This window comes from Mesorhizobium sp. WSM4307, from assembly GCF_007003945.1.
GTDB lineage: Bacteria > Pseudomonadota > Alphaproteobacteria > Rhizobiales > Rhizobiaceae > Mesorhizobium.
Map to the genome: position 1 here is coordinate 1 of NZ_VFTB01000022.1, position 25555 is coordinate 25555.

At 58.2% G+C, this 25555-nt stretch carries 19 protein-coding genes and 2 pseudogenes; 8 read left to right on the forward strand and 13 right to left on the reverse strand.

The features are described 5' to 3' along the window. Positions 1 to 539: 539 nt before the first annotated feature. Genes FJV83_RS34675 through FJV83_RS34695 form a run of 5 tightly spaced genes read right to left on the reverse strand, consistent with a single transcriptional unit; the run spans position 540 to position 6135 of the window. Positions 540 to 1541, reverse strand: coding sequence for an ABC transporter ATP-binding protein (locus FJV83_RS34675; protein WP_063169341.1), 1002 nt, complete (start codon positions 1539 to 1541; stop codon positions 540 to 542). Then, a complete protein-coding gene (locus FJV83_RS34680) occupies positions 1534 to 2544 on the reverse strand; it encodes an ABC transporter ATP-binding protein (RefSeq protein ID WP_063169342.1) in 1011 nt (336 codons plus the stop codon). The genes FJV83_RS34675 and FJV83_RS34680 overlap by 8 nt, the downstream gene beginning before the upstream one ends. Beyond that, positions 2541 to 3473, reverse strand: coding sequence for an ABC transporter permease (locus tag FJV83_RS34685; protein ID WP_063169343.1), 933 nt, complete (start codon positions 3471 to 3473; stop codon positions 2541 to 2543). Before FJV83_RS34685 ends, FJV83_RS34680 begins: the two co-directional genes overlap by 4 nt. Continuing rightward, positions 3470 to 4459, reverse strand: a complete 990-nt coding sequence (locus tag FJV83_RS34690) for an ABC transporter permease (RefSeq protein WP_063169344.1) — start codon at positions 4457 to 4459, stop codon at positions 3470 to 3472. Before FJV83_RS34690 ends, FJV83_RS34685 begins: the two co-directional genes overlap by 4 nt. After that, positions 4456 to 6135 carry an ABC transporter substrate-binding protein gene (locus FJV83_RS34695; protein WP_063170379.1) on the reverse strand — a complete coding sequence of 560 codons (1680 nt, stop codon included), beginning with the start codon at positions 6133 to 6135 and terminating at the stop codon, positions 4456 to 4458. Before FJV83_RS34695 ends, FJV83_RS34690 begins: the two co-directional genes overlap by 4 nt. A 715-nt stretch (positions 6136 to 6850) precedes the next feature. Here FJV83_RS34695 and FJV83_RS34700 point away from each other — a divergent pair. Then, a pseudogene (locus FJV83_RS34700) lies at positions 6851 to 7921 on the forward strand (IS5 family transposase). A gap of 248 nt (positions 7922 to 8169) precedes the next feature. Here FJV83_RS34700 and FJV83_RS36690 read toward each other — a convergent pair. From FJV83_RS36690 to FJV83_RS34745, 8 genes are all read right to left on the reverse strand, one after another. Continuing rightward, positions 8170 to 8838: a hypothetical protein gene (locus tag FJV83_RS36690; RefSeq protein ID WP_176477193.1), complete on the reverse strand. Its 669-nt coding sequence runs from the start codon at positions 8836 to 8838 to the stop codon at positions 8170 to 8172. 562 nt (positions 8839 to 9400) lie between these two features. Further along, the gene (gene ehuA, locus FJV83_RS34710; RefSeq protein ID WP_063170381.1) at positions 9401 to 10177 is read right to left on the reverse strand and encodes an ectoine/hydroxyectoine ABC transporter ATP-binding protein EhuA; all 777 of its coding nucleotides are present in this window, start codon (positions 10175 to 10177) and stop codon (positions 9401 to 9403) included. Between the two features lie 119 nt (positions 10178 to 10296). Then, entirely contained in the window at positions 10297 to 10965 is a 669-nt protein-coding gene (ehuD, locus tag FJV83_RS34715; RefSeq protein WP_063169345.1) for an ectoine/hydroxyectoine ABC transporter permease subunit EhuD, read from the reverse strand. Beyond that, positions 10962 to 11633: an ectoine/hydroxyectoine ABC transporter permease subunit EhuC gene (gene ehuC, locus FJV83_RS34720; protein ID WP_063169346.1), complete on the reverse strand. Its 672-nt coding sequence runs from the start codon at positions 11631 to 11633 to the stop codon at positions 10962 to 10964. The genes ehuD and ehuC overlap by 4 nt, the downstream gene beginning before the upstream one ends. Before the next feature lie 59 nt (positions 11634 to 11692). Continuing rightward, positions 11693 to 12565, reverse strand: coding sequence for an ectoine/hydroxyectoine ABC transporter substrate-binding protein EhuB (gene ehuB / locus FJV83_RS34725; RefSeq protein WP_082826582.1), 873 nt, complete (start codon positions 12563 to 12565; stop codon positions 11693 to 11695). Between the two features lie 224 nt (positions 12566 to 12789). Further along, on the reverse strand, positions 12790 to 13911 hold the full coding sequence (locus FJV83_RS34730) for an alpha/beta hydrolase (RefSeq protein ID WP_063169347.1): 1122 nt from the start codon (positions 13909 to 13911) through the stop codon (positions 12790 to 12792). A 770-nt stretch (positions 13912 to 14681) separates the two neighbouring features. Continuing rightward, the gene (locus FJV83_RS34740; RefSeq protein ID WP_063169348.1) at positions 14682 to 16367 is read right to left on the reverse strand and encodes a GMC family oxidoreductase N-terminal domain-containing protein; all 1686 of its coding nucleotides are present in this window, start codon (positions 16365 to 16367) and stop codon (positions 14682 to 14684) included. A 475-nt stretch (positions 16368 to 16842) separates the two neighbouring features. Continuing rightward, complete coding sequence (locus FJV83_RS34745; protein ID WP_063169349.1) at positions 16843 to 17307, reverse strand: Lrp/AsnC family transcriptional regulator; 465 nt, start codon at positions 17305 to 17307, stop codon at positions 16843 to 16845. Between the two features lie 621 nt (positions 17308 to 17928). On the opposite strand from FJV83_RS34745, the gene ectB reads away from it, so the two are divergent. The 7 genes and pseudogenes from ectB to panD all read left to right on the forward strand — a co-directional run bounded on the left by ectB (position 17929) and on the right by panD (position 25453). Further along, positions 17929 to 19245 (forward strand): diaminobutyrate--2-oxoglutarate transaminase, encoded by a 1317-nt coding sequence (ectB, locus tag FJV83_RS34750; protein WP_063169350.1) that lies wholly within the window; start codon positions 17929 to 17931, stop codon positions 19243 to 19245. Between the two features lie 225 nt (positions 19246 to 19470). Then, a complete protein-coding gene (locus tag FJV83_RS34755) occupies positions 19471 to 20931 on the forward strand; it encodes an aldehyde dehydrogenase family protein (protein ID WP_063169351.1) in 1461 nt (486 codons plus the stop codon). A gap of 328 nt (positions 20932 to 21259) precedes the next feature. Continuing rightward, entirely contained in the window at positions 21260 to 21628 is a 369-nt protein-coding gene (locus FJV83_RS34760) for a GNAT family N-acetyltransferase (RefSeq protein ID WP_063169352.1), read from the forward strand. Then, positions 21606 to 22073 (forward strand): transporter substrate-binding domain-containing protein, encoded by a 468-nt coding sequence (locus FJV83_RS37370; RefSeq protein WP_224571101.1) that lies wholly within the window; start codon positions 21606 to 21608, stop codon positions 22071 to 22073. Before FJV83_RS34760 ends, FJV83_RS37370 begins: the two co-directional genes overlap by 23 nt. Positions 22074 to 22561: 488 nt before the next feature. Beyond that, the gene (locus FJV83_RS34770; RefSeq protein ID WP_141245431.1) at positions 22562 to 22765 is read left to right on the forward strand and encodes a hypothetical protein; all 204 of its coding nucleotides are present in this window, start codon (positions 22562 to 22564) and stop codon (positions 22763 to 22765) included. Positions 22766 to 22829: 64 nt separating this feature from the next. Beyond that, a pseudogene (locus FJV83_RS34775) lies at positions 22830 to 24023 on the forward strand (IS256 family transposase). A gap of 986 nt (positions 24024 to 25009) precedes the next feature. Continuing rightward, complete coding sequence (panD, locus tag FJV83_RS34780) at positions 25010 to 25453, forward strand: aspartate 1-decarboxylase (protein ID WP_063169354.1); 444 nt, start codon at positions 25010 to 25012, stop codon at positions 25451 to 25453. The last annotated feature ends 102 nt before the right edge of the window (positions 25454 to 25555 follow it).

The following is a 25555-nucleotide window of genomic DNA, read 5'->3' on the forward strand; positions in this document are numbered from 1 at the left end:
GCACCCATATGTGCCCACGCGTCCATTCGACCATGGCTGCTGCGAAATCCAGGACAGCGTGTCATAACCGTCGTCCCCTATATGTTCCCTAGCGTATACGCCGCCGGAATCGAAGACGCCACGACGCTCCTGCACAAGTACAGCGAACCCTTGTCCAGCAAACATTCTTGCCACTTTGTGGCGAGGCTCAACCGGACAGCGATAGGGCGTCTTACCGTATGGAGTTCGGATAAGGATTGACCCGAGTTCCCCAGTGTAACCAATAGGCCGATACAGGTCCGTGGCGAGCTCAACGCCGTCCCGCATTGGAACGCGCAAGCCGGTCTGCAAAACCACTTCGTATCGCGGCGTTGGCGGTTTAATCGGGCCTAGTTCATTACACACTTCAGAGTGCCTCCCAGACATTGAGACTGATTCAAGATGGAGTGGCCAATTTCGACGGGTCTCAGCATTCTATCTGCATGGTGGTGTTCCAGCCCACCTGCCTGTGCAATACCAGATGGAATACGCTCATTGGGGTGGCGCTGATTGCATGCCTTTCACTTAGCGAGCCAGCAGGCTGACAGGTGCTGTGGTCCAACTTCGATCGCCGGCGGCTCCTCAGCTTTGCAACGGTCGAAGGCAAGCGGGCAACGAGGATGGAAACGGCAGCCCTTCGGCACGCGCGCGGCACTTGGAACCTCGCCCTGCAGGGCCGGCAACTCGGCGCGACCTGCGTTGCCGCCAATCTGCGGTGTGGCGTTGCGCAAGGCGACGGTATACGGATGGCGAGGGTTGAATGTGATCTCGTCGGCGCTACCAATCTCGACCAATTTTCCAAGATACAAGACCGCAATCCGGTCGGCGATCAGCCAGGCAAGGGGCAAATCGTGGGTGATGAACAGCAGCGCCATGTTGTGCCTGTCGCGCAAGTCAACCAGGACCTGAAGAATCTGAGCGCGTATCGAGACATCGAGCATCGATACAGGTTCATCAGCAACGATGAGTTCCGGCCGGACGGCAAGCGCTCCTGCAATCACGACGCGCTGGCGCTGCCCGCCGGATAGCTCGTGCGGGAAGCGGGCGAAGAAATCGCCGGGAGGATTGAGCCCAGCGGCCGCAAGCGCTTCACTCACCCGGTCGGCGAGTTGAGTGGCGTTACCGACCAGCCGCAGGGACTGCAACGGCTCCGCCACGATGTCGAACACGGTGTGTCGCGGATTGAGGGCCTGATAAGCGTCCTGGAAGATCATTTGCACGCGACGCCGGTACGGACGTAGAGCCGAGAAGCCCTCTACCGACCTCATGTCGCGGCCTTCGAACAGCATTCTGCCGCCAGTCGGCTTGGCAAGCTTGGTGATGACGCGGCCCACAGTGGTCTTGCCGCTTCCCGATTCGCCGACCAGGGCGACGATCTCGCCCCGCCCGACGTTGAGGTCGATCCCGTCTACCGCGCGCATGGCGCCGACAGATCGGCCCAGGACACGGTCGAACAGACCGCCCTGGATAGGAAAATGAACTTGCAGGCTCTCGAGACGCAGGATGCCGGCAGTGTCAGGCATGAACAGCGACCTTGTCTTCTTGCGTCAAGGACCGGTGAAGGTGACAGGCGACACGTCCCCGCCCGAACTTATTGAGGCTGGGGACTTCGGTCGCGCACCCCCCCATGACCGACGGGCAACGCGGATGGAAAGCGCAGCCCGAGGGTCGATTCACCAAGTTGGGAGGATCACCCGGTATTGGCCGGATCATCTTTTTGCCGCTCGCTGGGTTCGGGATCGATTCGATCAGCTGTCGGGTGTAGGGATGTTTGGGCTGGGCGAAAATCTCGGCGACAGTGCCATCCTCGACGATGCGGCCCGCGTACATGATCATTACGCGATCACAACACTTAGCCACCACAGAAAGGTCGTGGGTGATCAAAATCAGGGCGAGGCTCAACTGCGATCGCAAGTCGCCTAGCAGGTTAAGGATCTGAGCCTGAGTGATGACGTCGAGCGCTGTGGTGGGCTCGTCACCAATGATAATCGAAGGTCGACACGCGAGCGCCATGGCAATCATCACCCTTTGTCGCATTCCGCCCGACAACTCGTGAGGGTAGGCGGAACCACGATCCGCCGGGATGCCGACCAGTTGAAGCAACTCACTTCCCCGCTTGGTCGCCTCGCCCCGCGACATGCCGAGCTTCAGCATGCATGGCTCGGCGATCTGCTTGATAATGCGGTGAACAGGATTAAGTGCGTTCATCGCGCCCTGGAAGACAACGGACGTTTCGCTCCAGCGATGTGGCCGCATCGCCGCATCATCGTCGATCGGCAGTCGGTTGCCACGATAGCGCACTTGGCCGCCGCTGACCCGCGCGTTGGGTGATAGTAGACCAGCGATCGCCATCGCGGTCGTGGTCTTGCCACTGCCCGATTCTCCGACGAGGCCCACGGCCTCTCCGGCTCGGAGCGCGAAGCTTACGCCGTCGATTGCTCGCAATGAAACGCCCTTGAGCCCATAATCGACAGAGAGCCGGTCTATTTCCAGAAGCGGTGTTTTGTCCTGGGAGGAGCTGGTCATGGGATCACCCTCCGCCGTGGATTGAACGTGTCGTCAAGGGCACTGCCAATCAGGACGAAGCTAAGCGAAACCGTGAGTACGCACAGTCCTGGGGCGCCGAGGTACCACCAGGCTCCAGCACTGGCCGCGCCGGCGCGCTGAGCGAGCGAAAGCAAAGTGCCCCATGAAGGCTGCAACGGGTCCCCGAGTCCAAGGAATGAGAGCGATGTCTCGACATAGATTGCGCTGGCGACCACCAGCGCACCATTGGCTGCGATTTGCGGCACGAGATTGGGGAGGATGTGCCGCACCATGATGCCGAAATTACTGCTACCCGCAACGCGCGCACGATCAATGAATGGTCGCTCCTTAAGCGACAGTGTCTGACTCCGGACGATACGTGCAACAAAGGACCAGCTTGTCATGCCTATAACGACAATGATCACGAAAAGAGAAGGACGGAAGCCCAGGATTTCTCCACCGCGCCCCATCACCTCGAGAACCACGGGTGTAATGACCAGCGCCAGCACGAAGGACGGCATGACAAAAAAGAAGTCTGTCAAGCGCATCAGCCAGACGTCGACCCTGCCACCATAGTAGCCAGCGGTCGTACCGATTGTAGTCCCAACGACGAGGCTGATCACAGTCGCGAGTAGCGCAATCGTAAGCGAGATCCGGGCACCATGGAGGACCAGATTGAGCACGTCCCGCCCGATTTCGTCCGTGCCGAGCAGATGCTCGCCTGATGGGGGTGCGAGGAAATCGCCAGTTGCATTGATCGCAGTCTGGAGCGGTCCCGCCAGAATATTGGGGACCGCTCCCACAACAAGAAAGAATACCAGACATACGAGGCCCACCTGAGCACCGCCATAGCTGAGAAATTGACGCAGAAAGCCTTTTATTGCGCGCGCCCGGCCTCGCGGGCAATATCGAACAATATTGTCGCTCATTGTCGGACCCTCGGATCTAGAAGGCTGTAGGCAAGATCGGCTACGAGGTTTGCGAGAACAATTGAAACGCCAAGCAACAGGAATATGCCTTGAAGGACTGGGTAGTCCCGTGCGTTGAGTGCTTCCACCGTCAGCCCGCCGATACCCGGCCAGGCGAAAACGGCTTCGACAGTGATGGCCCCGGCGACCACATAGCCAATATTGAGGGTGATCAAGGTCACGACCGGTAGCATTGCATTGCGAAATGCATGACGCATCAGCATTTGACCGTTGGTCAGCCCTTTCGCCCGTGCGGTTACCATGTAATCCTCGGTGAGTACGTCACTCATTGCGGCACGAGCGACGACGACGTACTGGCCGATTAGCCCAAGCGCCACCGCAGTGGCGGGAAGCGTGAGATGTTGCAGGTAGTCGAGGAACGAACCAAGAGAGCCCGTGATCAGGCCGGGCGAGTATGCACCATAGCCCGGGAGCCAACCCAATGCCGTGCTGAAGATTACCACCAGGATCATGCCGAGCCAGAAAGCCGGCGTAGAATAGAGCGCCAGAGAGGCTCCGGTTGCGATACGGTCGCCGGCTCCTCCCCGGCGCCAGCCTGCGTAGATCCCAAGCATCACCCCAATAACGATTGCCATTATCTGAGCAACCCCGACTAGGACTATGGTGTCCGGCAGGCGTTCCGCTATCAGGTCTGCGACATGCCTGCCCCTGAACTTGAAGCTGTAGCCGAAATCGCCGCGGAGTGTTGCCGACAGGTAGTCGACCGCCTGGTCCGGGAACAGCGGCCGGTCAAGGCCCCAACGTTGGTTCTGCGCCTCAATCTGCTCGGCGGTGACGCTGACGCGCGCCCCGCCAAGCAAAAGAGATGCAGGGTCACCTGGAATAACTCGGAATAGGATGAAGTTCAGGACTGCCACCATCAGGAGGGTTATAGAGGCCCTGACGATGATGCGCAGGATGTGACGGCTCCCTCCCCCTCCGTTCACGGCGCGGGCACCGGCTTCAAGCGATCGAATGGGAAGTAGCTGTCCATCGACATGATGCCTTGCTTTCCCCAACCCTCGAAGCAATCCCTCCGGTGGGCTTCGAGCAGGGTGGGGTAACATAGTACGATGTAAGGCGCTTCAGTATAAATTAGTCGCGCTGCCTGGTCGACCAGCTTTTGGTTTTTCTTGAGGTCAACGGTGACCTGCACCTCCGCGAACAGTTTGTCGAACTCCGCATTCGTCCAGTACGCCTTGTTCTTGATGCCGATGGAATTGCTGCTGCCGAAGATGAGCAGGTCTTTAGGTGTTGGGCCTTGCCAGGTATCGGAAATGAGCAGATCCCACCCTCCGCCGCCTTTCGCCGGAGCTGCGGCGCGGGCGCTCAGCGCACCGGAGTCGAGCCGAGTCACCGATACAGGGATACCGATTTGCTCCAACCAGCCAGCGATAAACTGCACTGCCGCGACCGGCATCTCTATATTTGCTGAAGGTCCAGACACCAGCTCTAGCTGGAAACTCTTCCCGTCCTTGTCCTCCCGAATGCCATCGCCGTTCGTGTCCCGGTACCCTGCGGCGTCAAGCCGGCGGTTGGCTTCGGCGAGATCGAAGTGGCGCCTGATGTCGTTCAGATCTGAATAGTAATCGGCCGCCACCGGCATTGCGAGTCCGACACCAGGGTCGGCGTGTCCGCGCATGGCTCGATCGACGATGGCCTTCTGATCGATCGCGTAGCCGAGCGCATCGCGAAACGCCGGATCCTGCAGAGCCTTGGTGCTACCTGCGCCATCTCCCGAAGCGGTGTTGAAGGCGAGATAGGTTTTCTGAGCTATGCGGGATTCACCGACTACAATGTCGGGATCCTTCGAGAGATCAGCCCACTGGGCGGACGTCAGGTAGTTGCCATAATCGAGTTCCCCGCTCTTAAGACCTTGCGCAATCGGATCGGCGGCATCGAAGGACCGCAGGATCACCCCCGCGATTTGGGGCTTCCCCGTACGGAAATAGGGGTTCGGCGTCAGGCGTGTAAACTGGCCCTGGTGAAACTCCGAAACGATCATAGGTCCCGTACCCACCAAAGGCGGATCGTTGCGGAAGGTTACGCGTGCGTCAGCATAGCTGATGTCCTTCCAAATGTGCTCGGGAACGATCATTATGATATTGTCTATTGGCCAGGTCGCGGGGAACTTGGTCACGATCTGCAAAGTCTCGTCGTCGAACGCTTTGATGGACTCGACGTTCTCAAGACCGCTGGTGCTGTTCCACCCGACGTTTAGCTCGTCGGGCTTGCCTATGGAATCGTGCAAATAACTATAAGTGAACGCCGCGTCCCTAGCGGTAGCAGGCTGGCCGTCCGACCACTTCATGCCGGGCCAGATCTTGAAGGTCCAAGTGAGGTTGTCGTCGGCGACGGACCAAGATTGGGCAAAGCCCTTTCGATCGTCGTATCGCTGGGCGTCTATGCAGACCAAGAAATCATAGCAAATAGCCAAGGGCCAAAAGGAGCCCCAAGTGGCGAAGGGGTTCATCGAATCAGGGCCTCCACCCAGTCCGCCGATTCGCAGGATGCGATCGTCGCACGACGAGGCGAACGCCCTCGAGTTAATCCCCCAAGGGGTCGCCGAAATCGCCAGCATTGCCTTCATAAGCGCACGACGATTATATGAGTATTGGCTCATTTTATCCTCCCTGTTTGCCGGCTTTATCATCACTTCATGTTCACACGACCACGATGATCTACGGCCTCAACCCGGAACATCTGGCTTCCTTTTGACGGAAGCTCCACAGTCCCCTCATTCCAGATAAGTAGCAGTGCCCAGGGGGGTGGTTCCTGCAAATTGGCCGCTGTGCCTGCATGAATCCGGCGTTTTTCTCGATTCTGGGCACAGCTAGCCAGAATTAAAGTCGATTGGCCGGTTCCAGCTCCTGGCGGCGCCCACGGACAATTCGCATATAGCAAACGAGGCAGTCATTCAGGTTCTGTTCGCGACCTCGGGTTGGAGGGTCCCGTCGAGCCGCAAACGCCTTTATCACGGATGTGTGATGTCGGAATGTCGATGCCGAAATTCCAGAGGATATCCTCTTCCGGCACACGACGGTCTAAGAGGCGTTCGACAAGCTGCGCGCCGCGCAACAACACGGAGCTTGAGCCGCCCGTTGAAAAACGATGTAAACGCTGATGGATCTCCAGCCTGATGCGTGGCCGCCAGCTCGTCGACCGTGAACTATCCGCAAGCCATTGATCTGGCCTTTTGATTGAGGCGGATAGCGTCTTTTGAATTGCAGGATTAGCGGTATTTGGACGCTGTTTTCCTGCAATTCGGTTTTGCGATTCCCTTGTGCTGCGGAGCGTGATTCACTCGGTTCGGCGGCGGCGAATCGAGGGGACGGCGAATGTCCAAGCCACGCGAGACGGGAGAGCAGGACCTGTTCCGCTCCAGGCTCGATCAGATCATCAACATGAAGCAGGCGATCGACCGGCCGGTGCTGGAGGAGCGTTTCGGCGCCGTCTATTCGGACGGCCCCGGCATGCCGCCGCTGCCGACCCGGCTGATGGCGGGGCTGGCGATCCTCAAGCACACCTTCAACCTGTCGGATGAGGTGCTGTGCGAGCGCTGGGTGGAGAACCCTTACTTCCAGTATCTCACCGGCGAGACGTTCTTTTGCCATACGCTGCCGTTCGACCTCTCGTCGATGACGCGCTGGCGCAGCCGCATGGGCGAGGAGCGGATCGTGGCGCTGTTGCAGGAGAGCCTCAGCCTTGCGGTCAAGACCGGGGCGATGAAGCCGGCCGACACGCGCCAGGTGATCGTCGACACAACCGTGCAGCCGAAGAACGTCATGTTCCCGACCGACGCCAAGCTCATCAACCGGGCGCGCGAACGGCTGGTGCGGCTGGCCAAGAGGGAAGGAGCTCCATTTGCGCCAGAGCTATCAGCTGGCGCTGATCAGCCACCAGCGCTATGCCCACGCCAAGCAGTTCAAGCGGGCCAACAAGGCGCTGCGCAGGCTCAAGACCTATCTCGGCCGGACCATTCGCGACATTTCTCGCCAGATCGCCGGCGATGCGGGGCTGGACGCGCTCTTCAAATGGCCGTTCTACCAGGCCGCCACCGTTCTCTAGCAACGCCAGCGCCAGCGCGGCCGCAAGATCTACAGCCTGCACGCGCACGAGGTGGAATGCATTGGCAAGGGCAAGGCGCATATGCCCTACGAGTTCGGTGTGAAGGTGTCGGTGGCCACCACGCTGAAGCGCTCCAAGGGCGGCCAGTTCGCCCTGCATGCAAAAGCGCTGCCCGGCAATCCCTATGACGGCCACACGCTGGCAAGCGTCATATCGGCCACATCAAGAACGAACACCGCATGGGCCGCAACTACCTCGCCGGCCAGCAGGGCGACGCCCTCAACGCCGTCCTGGCCGCCGCCGGATACAACTTCTCCCTCCTGCTCAGGTGGCTGAAGTGATTTTTGTGGCCCTTGATCGCCCTGCTTCAACTCCGGCCGAAGTCGGTCGCCGCTTAGCGTCTGGATCACGGTCGACCAGCACGAGTTCCAAAAATCCAACCTGCATCTCAGGCACCGCGTCCTGACCTCGGAAATCGAGGATCCAGTCTCGACAGAGTATTCGACAAGATGCGGACGTGTGTTACAATAACGAGCCGCAACTCATACCAGACATGAGCTCATATTTTGGGATAGTGGCCTCCAAGCGGTCAAGCCACGGACGCGAATGTCATCCGATAAAGGGTCGCGGCGTCATAGATGGGCAGTCCTGTCCTACGACGGATTGCTGACGTCACCATCGGGAACAATGTACATTCAAATAGGAGGGCGGCAATCCCCGGATGTGCGGCGCCAAGTCGCGCGACACAGGCTGCAACCTCCGACTCCATTTCAACAACACCAGCCGGCCACGCGTCACCTTCAATGCCGCCGATGACTACTCTTGCCTCTGCGGATGAATCTATGCCCAGCAGCTCTTTGCCGCAGTGTCTTGAGTCTGCGGCCACAACGGCGAGCTTTGCGTCAGCTGGAAGCTGCCGGAGTAGCGTGGGCGCCAGTAGCAGGCTCGACATGGCCACCGGGACTTCGACAGACGCGGCCACTGCAGCCTGGTACCGGATACTGAACCCGCAGTCCCCGGTTATCGCGACTGCTCCGCGCTCGACCAACCGCCTGGCAGCTGCAATGTAGGCCGGCTCGAGAGAAGCATCACCGGGAATGACCCTCTCCTCCAAAGCCCCGGCCGCGGTCTCTATTATAATTGGGAAGTCGAAAGTTGCCGGGTTGAAGACCGACTCCGGTTGCGGTGGCGGAAATTCACGAGGCGGAAGTCCGATCTCCAGCCCAATAATTCCGAGGGCCCTTTGTTGAGTTGTCACGGAAGCATCCTTCTTCTGGAAGCAGCTAAGATGGTGATTTCGGCAGCAAATGCCCATCACCTGCGCGATACAGGTTCTCTCTGAATGCACGAATTTAACAGCGTCGAAACGGCTGTTTCAGAGAAACATGCCTTTCCAGGCGCAGTAAGTCGGCATTGTTTTGGTGCATTCGCATGAAAGCCGTAAAAACTGGGAAACCGCAGAACGCTTGTGCGACCCTCCCCGGGCCTGTAGGATACCGGGTTTGCGTCCGCCGTCAGACAATCGTGTTAGGGCACTTTCCAGAGCCCAGATGCCCTGAATGGCAGATTGAACGCACATCAGATCTTCAAGCTCGCAACTGCCGAACGGGCAGCGCTATTTACCTAACTCGACCAATCTGGGGCTTGGACCGGACGATCCTAGTTATGCAGTCCTGAATGAACTGGGGCAGTAACCTCGACATCAACCCGGCCCTGAAAAACCGCGCGTAGGTTCGTCGCAGGGCAGCCTGCTCCGAACGGACCAGTTCCTGCCCGGAAGCCACCCACGGGATAACTCAACTAGCGGCACAACCCGCAACTCACCTCGTCTCCAGCACCGCATTGAGAAACTGCTGCGTTCGCTCGTTTTGCGGATTGCCTAAAAGCTGGCTGGGCGGGCCTTGCTCGACAATCTTACCGCCAGAAAAGAAGCACACGCGATCGGAGAACTCCTTGGCAAAGCCCATCTGGTGCGTGACCATCAGCATTGTGAGGTCATGTTCGGCGCTGAGCTTGCGGATGACGTTGAGCACCTCTCCAACCAGTTCCGGGTCAAGCGCTGATGTCACCTCGTCAAACAGCATCACCTTGGGCCGCATGGCCAACGCCCGAGCGATCGCCACGCGTTGCTTCTGGCCCCCGGAAAGCTGGATCGGGAAATGGTTCTTCTTGTCGCCGAGGCCCACCAAGTCGAGCAGCTCTGCCGCTCGGGCCTCCGCCTCCTTCTTCGAGAGCCCAAGGACGGAGATCGGCGCCTCCATGCAGTTCTGCAGAGCAGTCATATGCGGGAACAGGTTAAAGTGCTGGAACACCATACCGATCTTGGCACGCACGCGACGGAGATGACGCTCGCTCGCCGGCACTATTTGGCCGTTCTTCTGCGTATGCGTCAACGGTTCACCGTCGACCCATATCACCCCCCCGTTGATGTGCTCAAGCGTCATCAGCATGCGCAGAACGGTGGTCTTGCCCGAGCCGGACGGACCAATGATGGACACCTTCTCGTTGCGTGCGATCTCGAGATTGAGTTCGTCCAGCACCGTCAACGCGCCGTAGCGCTTTGTGACGTTCTCGAAGCGAACTATGGGTTCGTTCATGACTTTTTCGCTGCGCCTGATATCGAGGTCAAGCTCGTCCCGCCTGGCTGATGCCCTAGGGCGCTTCGTGAGATCGTCCTCGAAGCGAAGCACAAATTCGCTCATAGTATAAGGCCTCCCTATTGCAGATGGTAGCGGCGGTTGAGCCAGACGCGGACCGACTGCACGATAGCGGAAGCAACCAAGCTGAACACGTAGTAGAAGAAGCCGCACATAGTGATCGCTTCTATGTATCGATAGTTATTGCCCCCGAAATTTTTCGCCTGCTGCAGCATCTCGAAGATCGAGATTGCCGCCAGGACCGGCGTGTCCTTGAACATGCCGATGAAGTAATTGCCCAGAGCTGGCACCATGGGCGGGATCGCCTGCGGCAGAATGATTGTTCGCCAGGTCCGCGTTCGCGAAAGGTTTAGTGCCGTACAGGCCTCCCACTGGCCGCCATCCACATTCTCGATGCCGCCGCGGAAGACTTCGGAACAATAGGCTGCATAGTGGATCCCCAGCACGCCAACTCCCGCCGTCCAGGCAGGAATGAAGATTCCGATCTGCGGACCAACGAAATAGACAAAGAACAACTGCAGCAGCAAGGGCGTTGAACGGATAAACTCCACGATCTCCGCCATGGTGGTCGAGACGTAGCGGTTTGGCGACTGGCGAATCATCGCGAAGACAAGACCCAATATCAGCGCGATCGCAAACCCGAGCAGCGTAGCCTCAATGGTGACGATCGCTCCCTGATAGAGATATGGGAAAGCCTCCCATACGTAAGACCAATCCCAGATCTTCAAGCCACCTGCTCCCGAACGAAACCGCGCGAGACGCGGCGTTCCAGCCAGCGCACGAAAGGAGTGATGAGGGCGCGCGCGATGATGTAATAACCGAATAGTGCAACCGCAAAGAACAGCATATAATCGCCAGTTGCGTCGGCCGCCTGCTTGGCGGCGCTAGTAAATTCGGGAATGGTGATGAAGAAGACGAGCGAGCTACCCTTAAGCACATCGATGAGCATGTTACCCCAGGTCGGCAGCATGGCGCGCATTGCCTGTGGGAGGATAATACGCCGCATCATGGTGAGCCGCGAAAAATTGAGCGCTGTAGATGCCTCATACTGGCCCCTATCAACGGCCTGAATGGCGGCGCGGACATACTCGGCTGCGTAGCCAGAGGCATTCATTCCGATCCCCAAAATTCCGACAGTCCACGGCGACAGGAAAATACCGAAAATCGGCAATACAAAGAACCACCAGTAGAGCTGAACCAGCATGGACGTCCCGCGGAAGAATTCGATGTAGGCGATACTGAACCAGCGCAACTGCCGACGGGGAGAGACTCGGGTCAGGCCCACGAAAAGCCCAAGGACGATCGCTACGACGCAGGCGCCAAGAGTGACGATGACCGTAGTCATGACGCCCTTGGTGAGCACGGCAAAGATAAAGCTGAGATCGACCTTACTCATATGCCCTCCCCACTGACCGCCTACCGGCCAAGGGCCGGGGAGCGGTCAGACGCATAGCTTCAGCCCTTGCAAAGATCAGCGGTCTTGCTGCCATCCGGGAGATCGCGTTTGGTGTAACCATATTTGCCGACCGCGGCCATCATTTCGTCAGAGCCAATATAGTCTTTCAACACAGCATTGAACGCGTCTACCGCAGCCTGTTCGCTGAGCGGGAAGGCTATGGCGGGATGTTCATTCGGTCCCGGCGGGGTATACGGGTCAGCCACCTCAATGCTGGGATCCTGCTCGGCAAGAGTCGTCGCGTTCAGACTATAGAGCGAGCCGGCAGCGGCGCGGCCGGCCTTTACAGCCTGTACGACCTCGGGCGGTCCGGCGACCTGCATAACCTTGTCGTCAGGGAAACCTAATTTCTTCGCCTGCTCGACTGCGGTGGTACCCGTCATGATGGCCAGGGTAAGCCCCTTCTTCTGAGCGTCATGGAGGGAATGCAGCGCTTCCGGATTGCCCTTCGGCACGATCATCGAATCATTGCTCGATGCGATCGGTTCGCTGAACAGGACGTTGCGGCACCGCTCCGGCTTAATCCACATGCCGCCCGTGATGATGTCAAAGCGACCAGCCTGGAGGCCCGGGACAAGGGAACCCCAATCGGTTACGACCGGCTCGATTTTGGTCGTTCCCATCTTTCTCAGAACGTCCAGTGTCATCACATTGACCAGGCCAAGCGGCTCGTTGTTCGCACCAGGATAGGCACTGGGAGGCTCATTGGTGAAGCCAAGACGGATCGTTTCTCCGTTCTTAATCTTATCGAGCAGCGACTCCGCCGAGGCCGAACCGGCAAAGGACGAGATTGTCATCGCCGCCAGGCCGAGCGCGGCAATCCTCTTCAAGATTGCAGCCTTAAAGCATTCGTCGAGTTTCCACTTGACCACTGGTTAGTCCTCCGTTTTCGCATCGCCGATGGTCTCCCGATATGCCTCGGGAAAAGACCATTGCATCATTTGTTGAGCTTGTAGTCCGGCGGTTCCCATCATCGTGTGAGCTGCAGGGTCCCCACTTAGGTATAGATTCCTCCAGTCGATCCTTTGCTACGCCACTTGTGCATGCTTCGTGAGCGTAGCAGCGCAGCTGTGGTGCTTTGTGCGAGAAATGCAAGTTATTCGCAGAAATTCGGTGATTTTTGGGTGCATACGCACATTTCCGTCATCCCCGTGGTTCGTTGGAAGTGAACAATCGCGAGCTGTGGTATGGCCAACTGAGGCACACCACGTCTTGCATGACTCCTGCCCTGCCCGGTTGGATGGGCGCCACCGCCTGGGCTATGCCCTTGTTGCCATGGCAGGGCACAAGTTCGTCGTATGCGACACGCCGCTGAGAGATTCGCCTCGGAGACGCTGGCCCGAGCATTGTTCCCGTCACAGTTGATCATTCGTGCCATTGACGGATGAGTCTGTTCACGGCTTCGCTCCGGATCAACCTGGACGGAATCGCCGGCATTATTGAGCAGATGGAAATCTGAATTCCTGATCAGCTTCGCCAGGTTGATCCCTTGCTCCGGCGTCGCGGTAGGGTCGTTCTTGGACCAGATGATCAACGTCTGGGCCTGAAGCTGATCAAGGTAGGGGAAGATATACTTCTGCTGCAGCAGTGGATAACGATGCAGGTTTGTCTCGTCTTCCGGCAATCTCTGCCAGATCTCCCATTGTCCCCGAGCCGCGGCCCGCCGATAGGCTTCTCGCTCGGCGCATTCCACATCCTGCCCGTGGGCGCGGCAGCTTTTCCGCCGTGCGGTGATGTATTCCTCTTCGCTCGGCATCGGGCCGGAACAGCCGTAAGCCTGCCGGCAGGCCTCCAGCCAAGCTTCGTCACGGTCATCTCCGAACGCCGGCGACACGGAGTTAGCGGTCAGCAGGACAAGCTTAGAAACAAGATCGGGACGCACGATCGCGACCCGCGCGTCGACGAATGATCCTTCTGAATGGCCGACTAGCGTGATCTGCTTCAAACCCAGTTGTTGGAGGAAGCTAATTACATGATTCACACGACCGAGCCGGTTAATGTATTTGCAGTCAGCAGGATAATCCGTTCCCCCAAAATGGAGTTGATCAATCGCTACTACCGTAAATTGATCGGATAGCCCGTTCAGCTGCCGAACAAAGGAACTCTTAGCCTCTGCACGGAAGCCCGCCCCCTGCAGGAAAACAATCGGCCTACCAGCTCCGTTCTCGCAGTACGATGTCTCGACACCATCAACCGATACGCGATGCTTGGTGATCATCGGTTCCTCGGCAAAAGGAGGGGCATCAGGTCGGCATTGCGACATGCGAGATGGACTGCCATTGCTCACTCCTGAGCGTAGCAGCCTCACATGCCACGTTGCCGAACTATCTCGTCTGAATACCGGAAATCGGCACCCCGGAGCCTCGCGTCTTGTCACTTTGCTCTGTCGTCGCCCAGCCACTGCGGCCGGGAGCCTTTTAGGTGCATGGGTGGCATTCCCCGCAAGATTTCAACCCTTGCACAGGTCGCCGGTCTTGGTGCCGTCCGGCAGATTGATTTTGGTGTAGCCGTATTTTGACCGACTGCATCATTTGGTCGGAGCCGATATAAGTATTCAATACCTCGTTGAAGGCATCGACCGCCTGCTGATTGGGCAGGAAGGCGAGACTTGGGTAGCCGGCCTTCCCAGCCGGCGGGGTGAACGGATCTGCCATTTCAACGCTGTCGACCTTGTCAGCGAGCTCCTTACCGTGAAGTAGTTTAGCGACCCCGCCGCCGCGCGGCCGACCTTCACTGCCTGCAAGAATTCGGCCTGGCCGGCGACCTGCATGACACGATCCTCCGGAATGCCCGCGTCTTTGGCGGTCGTGACCGTGTCGGAACCGGCGGTGGTGACCAGCGTTAGGCCCTTATCACGAATATCGTCAAAGGAGTGCTGGTCTTTTGGGATTGCCATTCGGCATGAGCAGGGCTTCGGTGAACTTAGCAAGCGGCTCGGTGAACACCACATTGCGGCAGCGCTCCGGCAGAATGTACATGCCGCCTGGCCTAGCTCCGTCTGCCGTCTCTCAAGGTTGTGTCGGCCAATTTCTCAGCCACCATAATCGTCGGAATGTTTGTGTTCGCCCGAGGGCAAAATGGCATGACGGAAGCGTCGGCGATCCTCAAACCCAAAATACCATGAACGCGTCCCGACGGATCGGTCACAGCGCCAGGATCCGCGGCTGCCCCCATCCTGCAGGTCGACGTCGGATGCCAACTTGGGATGACGTTCTGGCGAATATACCGATCCAGATGTTTCTCGTCGTTGACGAGATCGGAAATGCTATCCCCATCCGTTATGACGCGCCTAATCAGCCCACGGCGCAGCCGCGGCGACGCGTCCATGAGCAGCGCCAGAAATGACGTGAGTGCATAGTTTGTGCTTGTGACCTTGCTCACCAGCTTCGCTCGCGCATTCAACGCTGACGGAAACGGGTCCAGCGCCACAGAGGACAGCGAATCTTGCTGCAGCAGGCGGACTATGAAGCGAAAGCCCTGCTTGAGGCGCTCGGCGTCCCGCTTGTCGCTCAACCAGTTGAAATCGACCTCCGGCTCTATTTTATGCGAACTACCCTTGAGCGCCACAGTTCCCGTCGAGTAGCTGCGATTGACCCACACGGCGAGAGTGCCGAGGCGCCTCCCCAGCGGGTGCCAGGATGATTTGGCAACAGTCGATATTGCCATATCGGTCGACGGGCAGCCTTCGTAACCCGACGAGTAGCGGGCGTGCATCTGAATATATTCGCTCACGCCGGGTGACAAGCGATCGGCCGGCTTCAAATAGGCCGAAACGCAAATCGTGGGGTGTTCCTGAAGATTCTGGCCCACACCTTTCAAATCTGCAACGATAGGGATTCCGAATTGTACTAATTCCTTCGCGGGGCCGATCCCGGAGCGCATCAATATGGCGGGTGAATGGAGTGCTCCTGCGCACAGGATAACGCAAGAAGCGCTATACGATTGCACGCCCGATTTGTTCTCCGTCTCGACCCCCGTTACCGTTGTTCCCAAAAAGGTCAGCCGCGCAACTGTCGTTTCGGATAAAATCGTTAGATTGCGGCGAGAGCGGACGGTTTCGGGTAAGTACGCCATCGCGGAGGAGACCCGATGACCATTGCGGTTGGTCAATGGGACAACTGAATAGCCATCACCGAATGCACCATTGAAGTCTGGCCTGAAATGAAGCCCCAAAGCATCGTAAGCATCGGAGATTGCCCGGATGAAGCCCGACCAGTCTGATTGGCGCACACGTTTGATTGGCAAGGGGCCGTTCGTGCCATGAAATTCCCCGCCGAAATCCAAATCGCATTCTAGACGACGGAAGTAGGGCAGCACGTCTTCCCAACCCCAGCCCGTTGCACCGCTTGAGGCCCACTCATCGTAATCTCCGGGCCCGCCGCGGTTGGCGACTTGGGCATTGATGCTGGAGCCGCCACCCATGACGCGCGCCTGTTCGTAATGGACAGGCTTGCGGCCACCTCGCACCGTTGTCGCGTGGAGTGACTGCCATCGATAACCGGGATTAAGGTAAGCACGCGTTGGGTCGCCATCCTGGATGTCGTCAGGAATGGCATTCGGCGGCGTATCAGGGCCAGCTTCAATGAGCAGCACGCGAGCGCCATAGGCGGAGAGCCTGCTCGCCATCACGCATCCAGAGGAGCCACCACCCACGACGATATAATCGAAAACCACGCAAACTCGCAAATGTCTGAGTCGGGCAAAAATCTAGCAGACGGCGAGCAAGCAAAAACGCGCAATTATCTTGCAGGACGCAGGAAATCAGCGCATTCTTAAGAGATTCGCATTATGGCGGCCTCCCAACGGGGCGGAACGTTTAAACATGACCTTGCCAGCAGTCCATCAGGGCTGAAGGCGATGCCGGAGCGTCGTGACTTAAGTGGACAAAGCGCATCGCGACTGAAGGGGACAAACCTATCGCGAGATACATCAGAATGCAGCCCGGTAGGTCCAGAAGTGCTTTTGCAGCATCGCGCTGACGAGGCCGTTGTAAGGAGCAGAATGATGCTTCGCCTTGCGCTCCATCGCCGCTTTAGCGGTACGAAAACTCCCGTCCCAATCATGGCCGGCGGGCAAGGCGGCTGACCCTTGCGCCAGTCATCGGTGAATCGGATCAACCAGTTGTTGAATGCGCGTAAGATTGCGCGTTCTATACATCGATTGGCACCGCCAAGGTTACCTTCGTGCGATCCATCACAATCATCGTGCTGTAATTTCTAACAGCCGGGCTATCAAAGAAGAAACGCCTCGAGAATGCGTCGTACTCTGCCAAGTCACGCACGGAGAGAAGGAGAACGAAATCGGCGTTACCGGTGACCGCATACGCGCTCATTACTTCAGGCGCCTTCTGTAGAGACTGCTTGAAGCGATCGATGACGTCGGAACGATAGCGCTCAATGTCGACCAAGACCAGCATCATCAGGGACCTGCCCACCGCCTCAGGCGACACGATTGCAACATCAGCCTCAATTACGCCAATTTGTCGCAACTGCTTCAATCGCCGCTGACAGGCCGTGGGCGATATACCGGCCAGTTGGCCCAATTCTTCCGTTGTTTGGCGATTGTTGCGCTGAACAGCGCTTAAGATTTTCAGATCTATCCGATCCAATTCCATGGTCATTCTCCGGAATAGCTGCAATTTGCGCAGAAAAACTGCGATATGCACTCGACTGTAGCCTCAACCCCGCGCAGACGGAAGCCCAAACGATCAGGCCAGGCATGGGACCAAAGTCGGCTATCGTCCTCGACGTCAGTTATAGCCATTGGCCGAAGAGTGCTGTCCACCATCGCCCAACTGACAATGGCAGCCGACGGTCAAAAGCCGAGGCCTTGCGCCCAGTTCGGCCGAGGAAACGTCTCGGAACTTAAACGCTAAGCCGACTGGACGATGATGATAGGGGGGACCTCTATTTCCGCGCTTCGGCTTCCATTCGTTGGCTCACGCTGCCAAGAGTCTCATCTGTGTATAGGGAATCGAGCGCTAGGTTCGCCTGCCCCGGTTGCTGCATCAAATGCAGCCGTCTTGAGGTGGTTGGGAAAAATCGTCACCGCAGCCACACAAACCGCCGGCCTTATGCAACCTGCCGGCAATTTCGCATAATTACTGCATCCCGCCGCTCAGAATTTGCGCAAGGCGCCCAATGTAGCGCGCTATTGTCTCACAACGGCACCTACACGCCACTTCATAAAGCAGAAGAGGCCTGGCTTTGCAGGCTTCAGATTGAGGAGTTCGCCTATGAGCAAGCAATTCGCACCTGAAATGGATGCAGGTCTCGCGGTTTTCAATCGCCTGGAGTCTGAGGTGCGCAGCTACGTCCGCGCCTTCCCCGCCCTATTCGATCGCGGAGTCGGGACCACTCTCATCGCTGCAGACGGTCGGGAATATCTCGACTTTTTCGCCGGTGCAGGCGTTTTGAATTATGGGCACAACAACCCCGTCATCAAGAAGGCGCTGCTGGATTATATCGAGCGCGACGGAATTGTGCATGGGCTGGACCTTGCCACGACGGCCAAGAAAGCCTTCATCGAAGCTTTCGAGCGATACATTCTCAAGCCTCGTGGTCTGACATACAAATTACAGTTTCCCGGCCCCACAGGTACGAACGCGGTCGAAGCGAGTCTAAAACTGGCTCGCCAGGTGACCGGGAGATCGAACATCGTCTCGTTTACCAACTCGTTCCATGGGGAAAGCGCTGGAGCATTGGCAGCGATGGGAAACAAGGAGCACCGGGCCGCTGCCGGGTTTCCCCTCGCCCATGTGACATCGTTGCCATACGAAGGCTACCTGGGGGCGTCAGTTGACACAATCGATTACTTCGAAAAGCTTCTCAATGACCCCAACAGTGGCCTCGACAAACCTGCCGCGGTGATCCTGGAAGGGATCCAAGGTGAAGGCGGCATCAATGCTGCGAGCGTTACTTGGCTGCAACGGCTGCGCGAGCTAACGTCGCGGCACGGAATCTTGATGATCCTCGATGACATCCAGGCCGGGGTCGGTCGCGCGGGCAGTTTCTTCAGTTTCGAAGCGGCTGCAATTGTGCCGGACATCGTTACCCTGTCCAAATCTTTGTCGGCGATCGGAACCCCAATGGCCCTTATTCTCATCAAGCCTGAACTTGATGTCTGGGCCCCGGGCGCACACACCGGGACCTTCAGAGGCAACAACTATGCTTTCGTCACTGCTCGTGCGGCCCTCGAAGCTTACTGGTCCGACTCCAAGTTCGAGGATGAGATCGCTCGCAAGTCTGCGATCTTGGTCCAAGAACTCAACGCGATTACCGAGGAATTCCCCACCCTCGGCCTGAGCGTGCGAGGCCGCGGTCTGATGTACGGACTCGTTTCACCGAAGCACCACTCCTTGCCAGGTCTGGTCTCCCAGGAGGCTTTTCGTCGGGGCTTGGTGATCGAGATCGCCGGCTCATACGGTGAGGTGCTTAAGTTCATGACTGCCCTCACCATCGCCGAGGCTGACCTTCGGCGTGGTCTGTCCATCATTCGCGACAGCATTGGCGCAGTAGCGACTACCCTCGACGGTGGAGGCGCGGCTCGCTAGCCGACAAAGCACCGGGCCACTAGCAGGTCCAAAATCGGGCCGCTCGCAGTCACGGAACGGGAAGGCCGTTCCGTGGCATGTGGCAGTGGGCGAACTCGGAGCGGCTGAACGGCAGACTAGGGCTTTCACTGCCGGACCGATACCACGGTTGCCGTTCTTCCTGCGGCGCCGACCACTGTCGCTGCGCCAATTCGAAGAAAATCGAGCGATAAGAAAGAGGACTGGATGGCCAGCAACGACGTAGTCAAAAATTATATCGATGGCGAGTGGCGGGATTCTGTGTCCGGCACACGCATCGAGGTCGATGACCCGGCGAGCGCCGAAACGATTGCTGTCGTAGCTGAAGCAGGACCCCAAGACATCGAGCTTGCCGTTACTGCTGCTCACCGCGTTTTTCGCGACCGCGTGCTGATAGACATGCATCCGTATGATCGCGGTCGCATGTTGTTTCGCGTTGCCGACGCCCTTGAAGCGCGTTTCGACGAGATCGCAGCCATTAACTGCGCGGAGACGGGGAAGGCATTGGAACTTGCCGATGGCGAGGTTCAGACCGCCATCAGATACCTGCGATACTATGGTGGCTTGGCCGACAAACTTGAAGGGCGCTCGATCCCGCGCGGGGCCAACCTGGTCAACTACACAGTCAGAAGTCCCTTCGGCGTGTCCGCCCAGATCGTTCCGTGGAATGGTCCACTTGAACTGACGGCCCGCTCGCTGGCCTGCGCCATCGCAACCGGCAACTCAGTCGTGGTGAAGTCGCCGGAACTAGCTCCCCTTTCCGGAGTTGAACTTGCGCGTGCCTGTGAGACAGCGGGGCTGCCTGCCGGAGCGGTCAACGTGCTCACTGGATACGGCCAAACGGCAGGCCAGGCGCTGATCGAACATCCCGACGTTCGCCACATCGTCTTCACGGGCTCGATTACTACTGGGCGGACGGTGCTCAAGACGGCAGCGGATCGGATCGTGCCCTGCATAATGGAACTGGGCGGAAAGTCGGCTGCAGTTGTGTATTCCGATGCCGACCTCGACTGCGTTGTGGAAGCGGTACGCGTCGGGACCTTTCTGAATGCAGGCCAGAATTGCAACAACCTTACACGTCTTATTGTGGAACGTTCTATTGCAGACAAACTGGTGGAAAGAGTGAGGGTCTGCGTCGAAGGACTGTCGGTCGGTCCAGGACGCGAAAACTGCGACATCACCCCGTTGATCTCCCGAAACCAACGACAAGGAGTTGAGCGGGCCTGCCAGACGGCCCTCTCGCAGGGCGCGCGACTCGTAACCGGCGGGACTGCGCTTTCGGAGCGGAGCGGTTACTTTATGGCGGCCACGGTGTTTGCCGATGTCGCGCGAGACAGCAATCTCTTCCAGCAAGAAGTATTCGGTCCTGTTCTTGCCGTTACCACGTTCGATAATCCGGGAATGGCCGTCAATCTCGCGAACGACACCGTTCACGGTCTGGCAGCGGGCGTGTTCACGCGGGATATTGACCGGGCCCTCTGGACCGCCGACCGCCTTTGGGCCGGTCAAGTGTACGTGAATGGGTGGTATGTGGGCGGGGTGGAAACACCGTTCGGTGGGATAAACCAGTCCGGCTACGGCAGGGAGAAGGGTCAGGAAGCGCTGGACGGCTACGTTCAGACGAGAAACGTTGGTATCCGCCTCTCGCAGCCACCATCTGGAAATTGAACGCTTGCTGATCCCTACCGACGGCGCGGCTGTCGGGCGATGCAGGATTCAATGACCTCGACCAAATCGAAATAAGCCCGGCGAGAGAATCCGTATCGGAGGTCATCGAGAACAACTCTAATCATAGGATTTTTGGCTGCGGACGGGCTTTACCCACCACGGACATGTAGGAGCGCATTGCCTAGCCCGCTGCGTGGGTCGCATGGGTCAGGAGAGGATCACAGTGCTTCAGAGACAATTGAGATTCGCAGAGCTGCCGCCGAAGATTTCGACAAGTTGGCAATGTTGAACCGCGAGTTGATCGAGGCCGAGAAGCATCGAAACCCCGATGACGGTTTCAGAACTCAAGGAGCGGTTTATTCAGTTGGTGAATCGCGAAATTTGGATGGTCGACCTCTTCAGCCAGAACGGCGAGATTGTGGGCCTCGCCACTCATCGTTTGGAGCCAGACAATGCGGAGCCGAGTGGGCAACGCGTCTTTTTGAGGCAATTCTACGTCAGCTGCCAACACCGACGTTCGGAGATTGGCTGCAGGACCCTTGAGCTGCTTATTCGGTCTCGTTTCCACAACAAATCAAGGATTTTCCTCGACGTGCTGGAGACCAATCCTGGCCGCAAGACCTTCTGGTCTCACACCGGTTTTGTCGCCTACAGCACGCTCATGGAGCGTCTCGTTGAAAAAGCGGACACCAAATAACCTGCGGTGCTGGGAATTAATTTGGGGATCGGATTGTCTGGCATTTGCGTGCGTCGCGCAAAAACACGAGAATAGAATCGAGCCGGTCGTAACCGAATGGGGCTCACTTGTCCCCGGCCTGCAGGCTAGCCGCTTCGACTTCATCACGGCCGGCATGTGGATCAAGCCGGAGCGCTGCCGCAACGTGCTGTTCAGCGAACCGATCGCTACGGAGAGAGGCGCACTGCTGGTGCCTAAGGGCAACCCGGAAGGGCTGCATTCTTATGAGGATGTGCGTGACAAGGGACTCACCTTCGTCAGTGATACAGGCTACACCGCGGTCCAGGACGCGAAAAAGTCAGGCATCGCCGACGACAAAATCATGCAGGTCGCCGGACCGCCGGCGGACAGGCTGTCGCGCCGCCGCCGGTGCCCTCGACTACTTTACAGCGACTGGACTTGTTAAGAAGGACCACAGCCTTGAGCTGGCCGATTCGTTCATCGCGCCAGCCAACTATCCTGCTATCGCCTTCGAGCTCAACGAGCAGGCTGCGGTCGACGCGTTCAATGCCGTATGCAGGACTATGTTGGCTCTGGCGAAATGATGGCAGTATTCGGCAAATACGGCTACGGCAAAGACAACCTGCGGACGGCAGCAAGACCGCTGACCTCTGCAGAGGCTGAAGGCAATGTGCCTTAACACGTCCCCGGTCATGGCGGGGACGTGTTCAGTGGGCAAGCGTCTGTGAGGCGATTTCAGGTCCACCGTGGCGGTGCTCACAAGACGCGCCTCATTGCCTGAAACAAACACATCTACACTTCATCGGGTGCGCACATGTGAGCGTCGCGGCCCACAATACGACGGCCAATATGCGGGCTGGCTCACCTGCCACATCAGGCAACTGCGCAAGCAAATCCCCTGACGTGTGCCGGAACGAGAAGCAGGAGAATACTGTGGAAATCAGAGTTGTACGCCCGGGCGACCTTTCTCAATTGCGCAAGATTTGTGACGAACACATCGACTTGGAAGGGGTGACAATAGCGGACCAGGACCTGAGTCCTTATTGGAACTCGGCGTTTTTTGGAACACCTGCCCAGTTGTTCGGTTGGGTTTGTGATGAAGGAGGGTGTGTGCTGACAGTTCTGCAAATTCGCTGAGAGAGGGCGGTCATGGCAGGCTGGTGATTGTTCACGTCACCGATTCCCGCGAAGGAACGCCACCATGACCAAGATTGAAAGTAAGACCGGCAGCGCTGCCATCAAAGACATTCTGCTTTCGGACCCGGACGGACTTCACGAAGTGATCCGTGCGGTGATGCAGGAGGTACTCGAGGCCGAGATGGACGAGGCGCTGGGGGCTTCGAAGAGCGAGCGCACACCTGAGCGGCTCGGCTACCGCTCGGGTTATTACGGCCGCACCCTTGTCACGCGGGTCGGCAAGCTTGAGCTGCGGGTTCCGCAGGACCGGGCCGGCCGCTTCTCGACCGAGCTTCTCGAGCGTTACCAGCGTTCGGAGCGGGCCTTGGTGGCGACGCTTGCGGAGATGTATGTGCAGGGCGTGTCGACCCGCAAGGTCAAGGCGATCACGGAAGAGCTGTGCGGCCATGCGTTCTCGGCCTCGTCGATCTCGGCCATCAACAAGCGGCTGGACGAGAGCCTCGCTGCCTTTGCCAGGCGCCCCCTTCAAGAGCCGTTTCCTTACCTCATCCTCGATGCGCGCTAAGAGAAGGTGCGTGAGGCCGGCGTCGTCATGAGCCAGGCGGTGCTGATCGCTGTCGGCATCGACTGGGACGGCCGGCGCCAGATCCTGGCCGTCGAGATGGCCAATCGCGAAAGCCGCTCGGCCTGGAGGGATTTCCTCGTCGCGCTGAAGGCGCGCAGCCCCAAGGGCGTCGAGCTGGTTGTCTCCGCCAATCATGCCGGCCTGGTCGCGGCGATCGGCGAGGTGATCCCCGAAGCCGCCTGGCAGCGCTGCTACGTCCACTTCCTCAGGAACGCGCTCGATCACCTGCCGAGAAAGCACGGCGCCGACTGCCTGCAGGACTTGCGCTGGCTCTAATGACCGGCGCGATCTCGCCGAGGCCAAGGCCGATCTCGCCGCATGGCTGTCCAAATGGTCGGGCCGCTATCCGCGACTGACGAGTTGGGTGGAGGAGACCATCGAGCGCACGCTGACCTTCTTTTGCCTGCCGCGCCAGCATCACAAGCATCTCAAGAGCACCAACATGCTTGAACGGCACAATGAGGAAATCCGCCGGCGCACCAATGTCATGCGCATCTTCCCCAATGAAAGCTGCCTGCGCCTCGTCAGGGCGCTGGCTGCGAGACCAACGAGAACTGGATGGAGGCCAACCGCTACATCAACATGGACGATCTGCGCGAGCACAAGAAGCTCGCTCTACGCCAAGCCGCATGACCAGCATCGTGGCCGCCCCATTTTGCAGAACTTGACGCACACAACCTGAAGGAGGTAAGCGTCATGACAACTCTTAGAGGATACATGACCGCGTCGATCCGGCTTTTCCTTGTTGGTCAGGGGCGATCCTCGGGTACGCCTCCGGCGAGGGCCGCCTTGCGCGATCATGGCACGGTAGCGAGGCTGGGCTCTTAAGGTCGTCCTTAGGAGCGTAAGCCCCGCGACCATCCCATCGCTGAAAACAAACCCTTGATCAGCGGGCGCCCGACGGACCGCCTCTGTCGTCGTGGCGCTCCCATGAAGAACCTGGCCCATAGTGCATCCTTTGATTCGGAAGATAAGGATGCCCCATCAAAACCTGAGATCAAACATTTAGGCAGGCCTCGACTGGGACAAGTAAAACGGCCGCATTCGAGGCATGAGGCTGCACGCGTCTAAGATCCGAACAGCCAATACCCGAGCGTCCTCGACATCCCCGCCGCCAGAAGTCAACGATGCCCAGATCGGCCGCACGACCACCAGCAGAAGGGCGCCACCTCAACCCGTCCTACACTCAACATTTTGTCGCGTCCGCGACGTGCCTTCTTGATCCGATCCGTGGTCTGCTCACCTAAATAGCTGAAAGAGATCACGCATTTCTGTTTCCGGCCTGATTAGCCAGTTTGGCACGAGGTTTGCAACTTTGTGTGCGATCCAGTTGAACGGGCCGATTGGCACAGTCACCTGAAATCACAACTAATTAAAGGAACGGAACATGTCGGAACTGTATCGGATGGCATTACCAATGGGGGACAGCCGGCCGGCAATGCCTCCGCCCACCACAACCAGCCTTCGCCTGACTGTCTCGTGCTGGCCACGCCAGAGTAATCAATTTTGTCCTAAGAACCACAATACGACAAATCGCAGAACGTCCATCCATCCATCCTGAAACCAAGACACAGCAATCGCTTGTCGACGCAGTGTCCCACCGCCGAGAGGAAATGTAGATGAGAAAATTTGTTGCCGCCAAGCTTCATGGAATAACTGTGACCGACGCGAATTTGAACTACCGGGGCTCAATAACTTTGGATCCAGATCACTGCGACGAAGCCGGCATCCTTCCAATGGAATTCGTTGAAATCTGGAATAAATCATCGGGCGCTCGAATCAGCACTTACGTGATTTATGGAGAGCGGGGTTCTCGTTGCTGCGTGCTGAACGGAGCCGCTGCTCGCACCTGTCAGGTCGGGGACGAAATAATCGTTTGCTCCTCCGCATACATCGAGGAGCATCAGATGGTGGAGATCAAGCCGCGAGTGCTGACTTTCCACCGGGATAATTCTATCTGCGACCACATGTTCTACGAGGGTGCAATAGACGACGATGGAAGGATAACGTTCTCGATTCGCGAGGGCTCTCCCGGCGATAACGCGCTAAAACTCACTCCCTAGTAGGGCCTTTCGGTGACAGCTCGTGGCGCCGGGTCCCGGTCAAGGGCGTACTCGTCCCCAGTACTCTGGTACGCGATACAGTGCATTATCCCACTCGGCCAC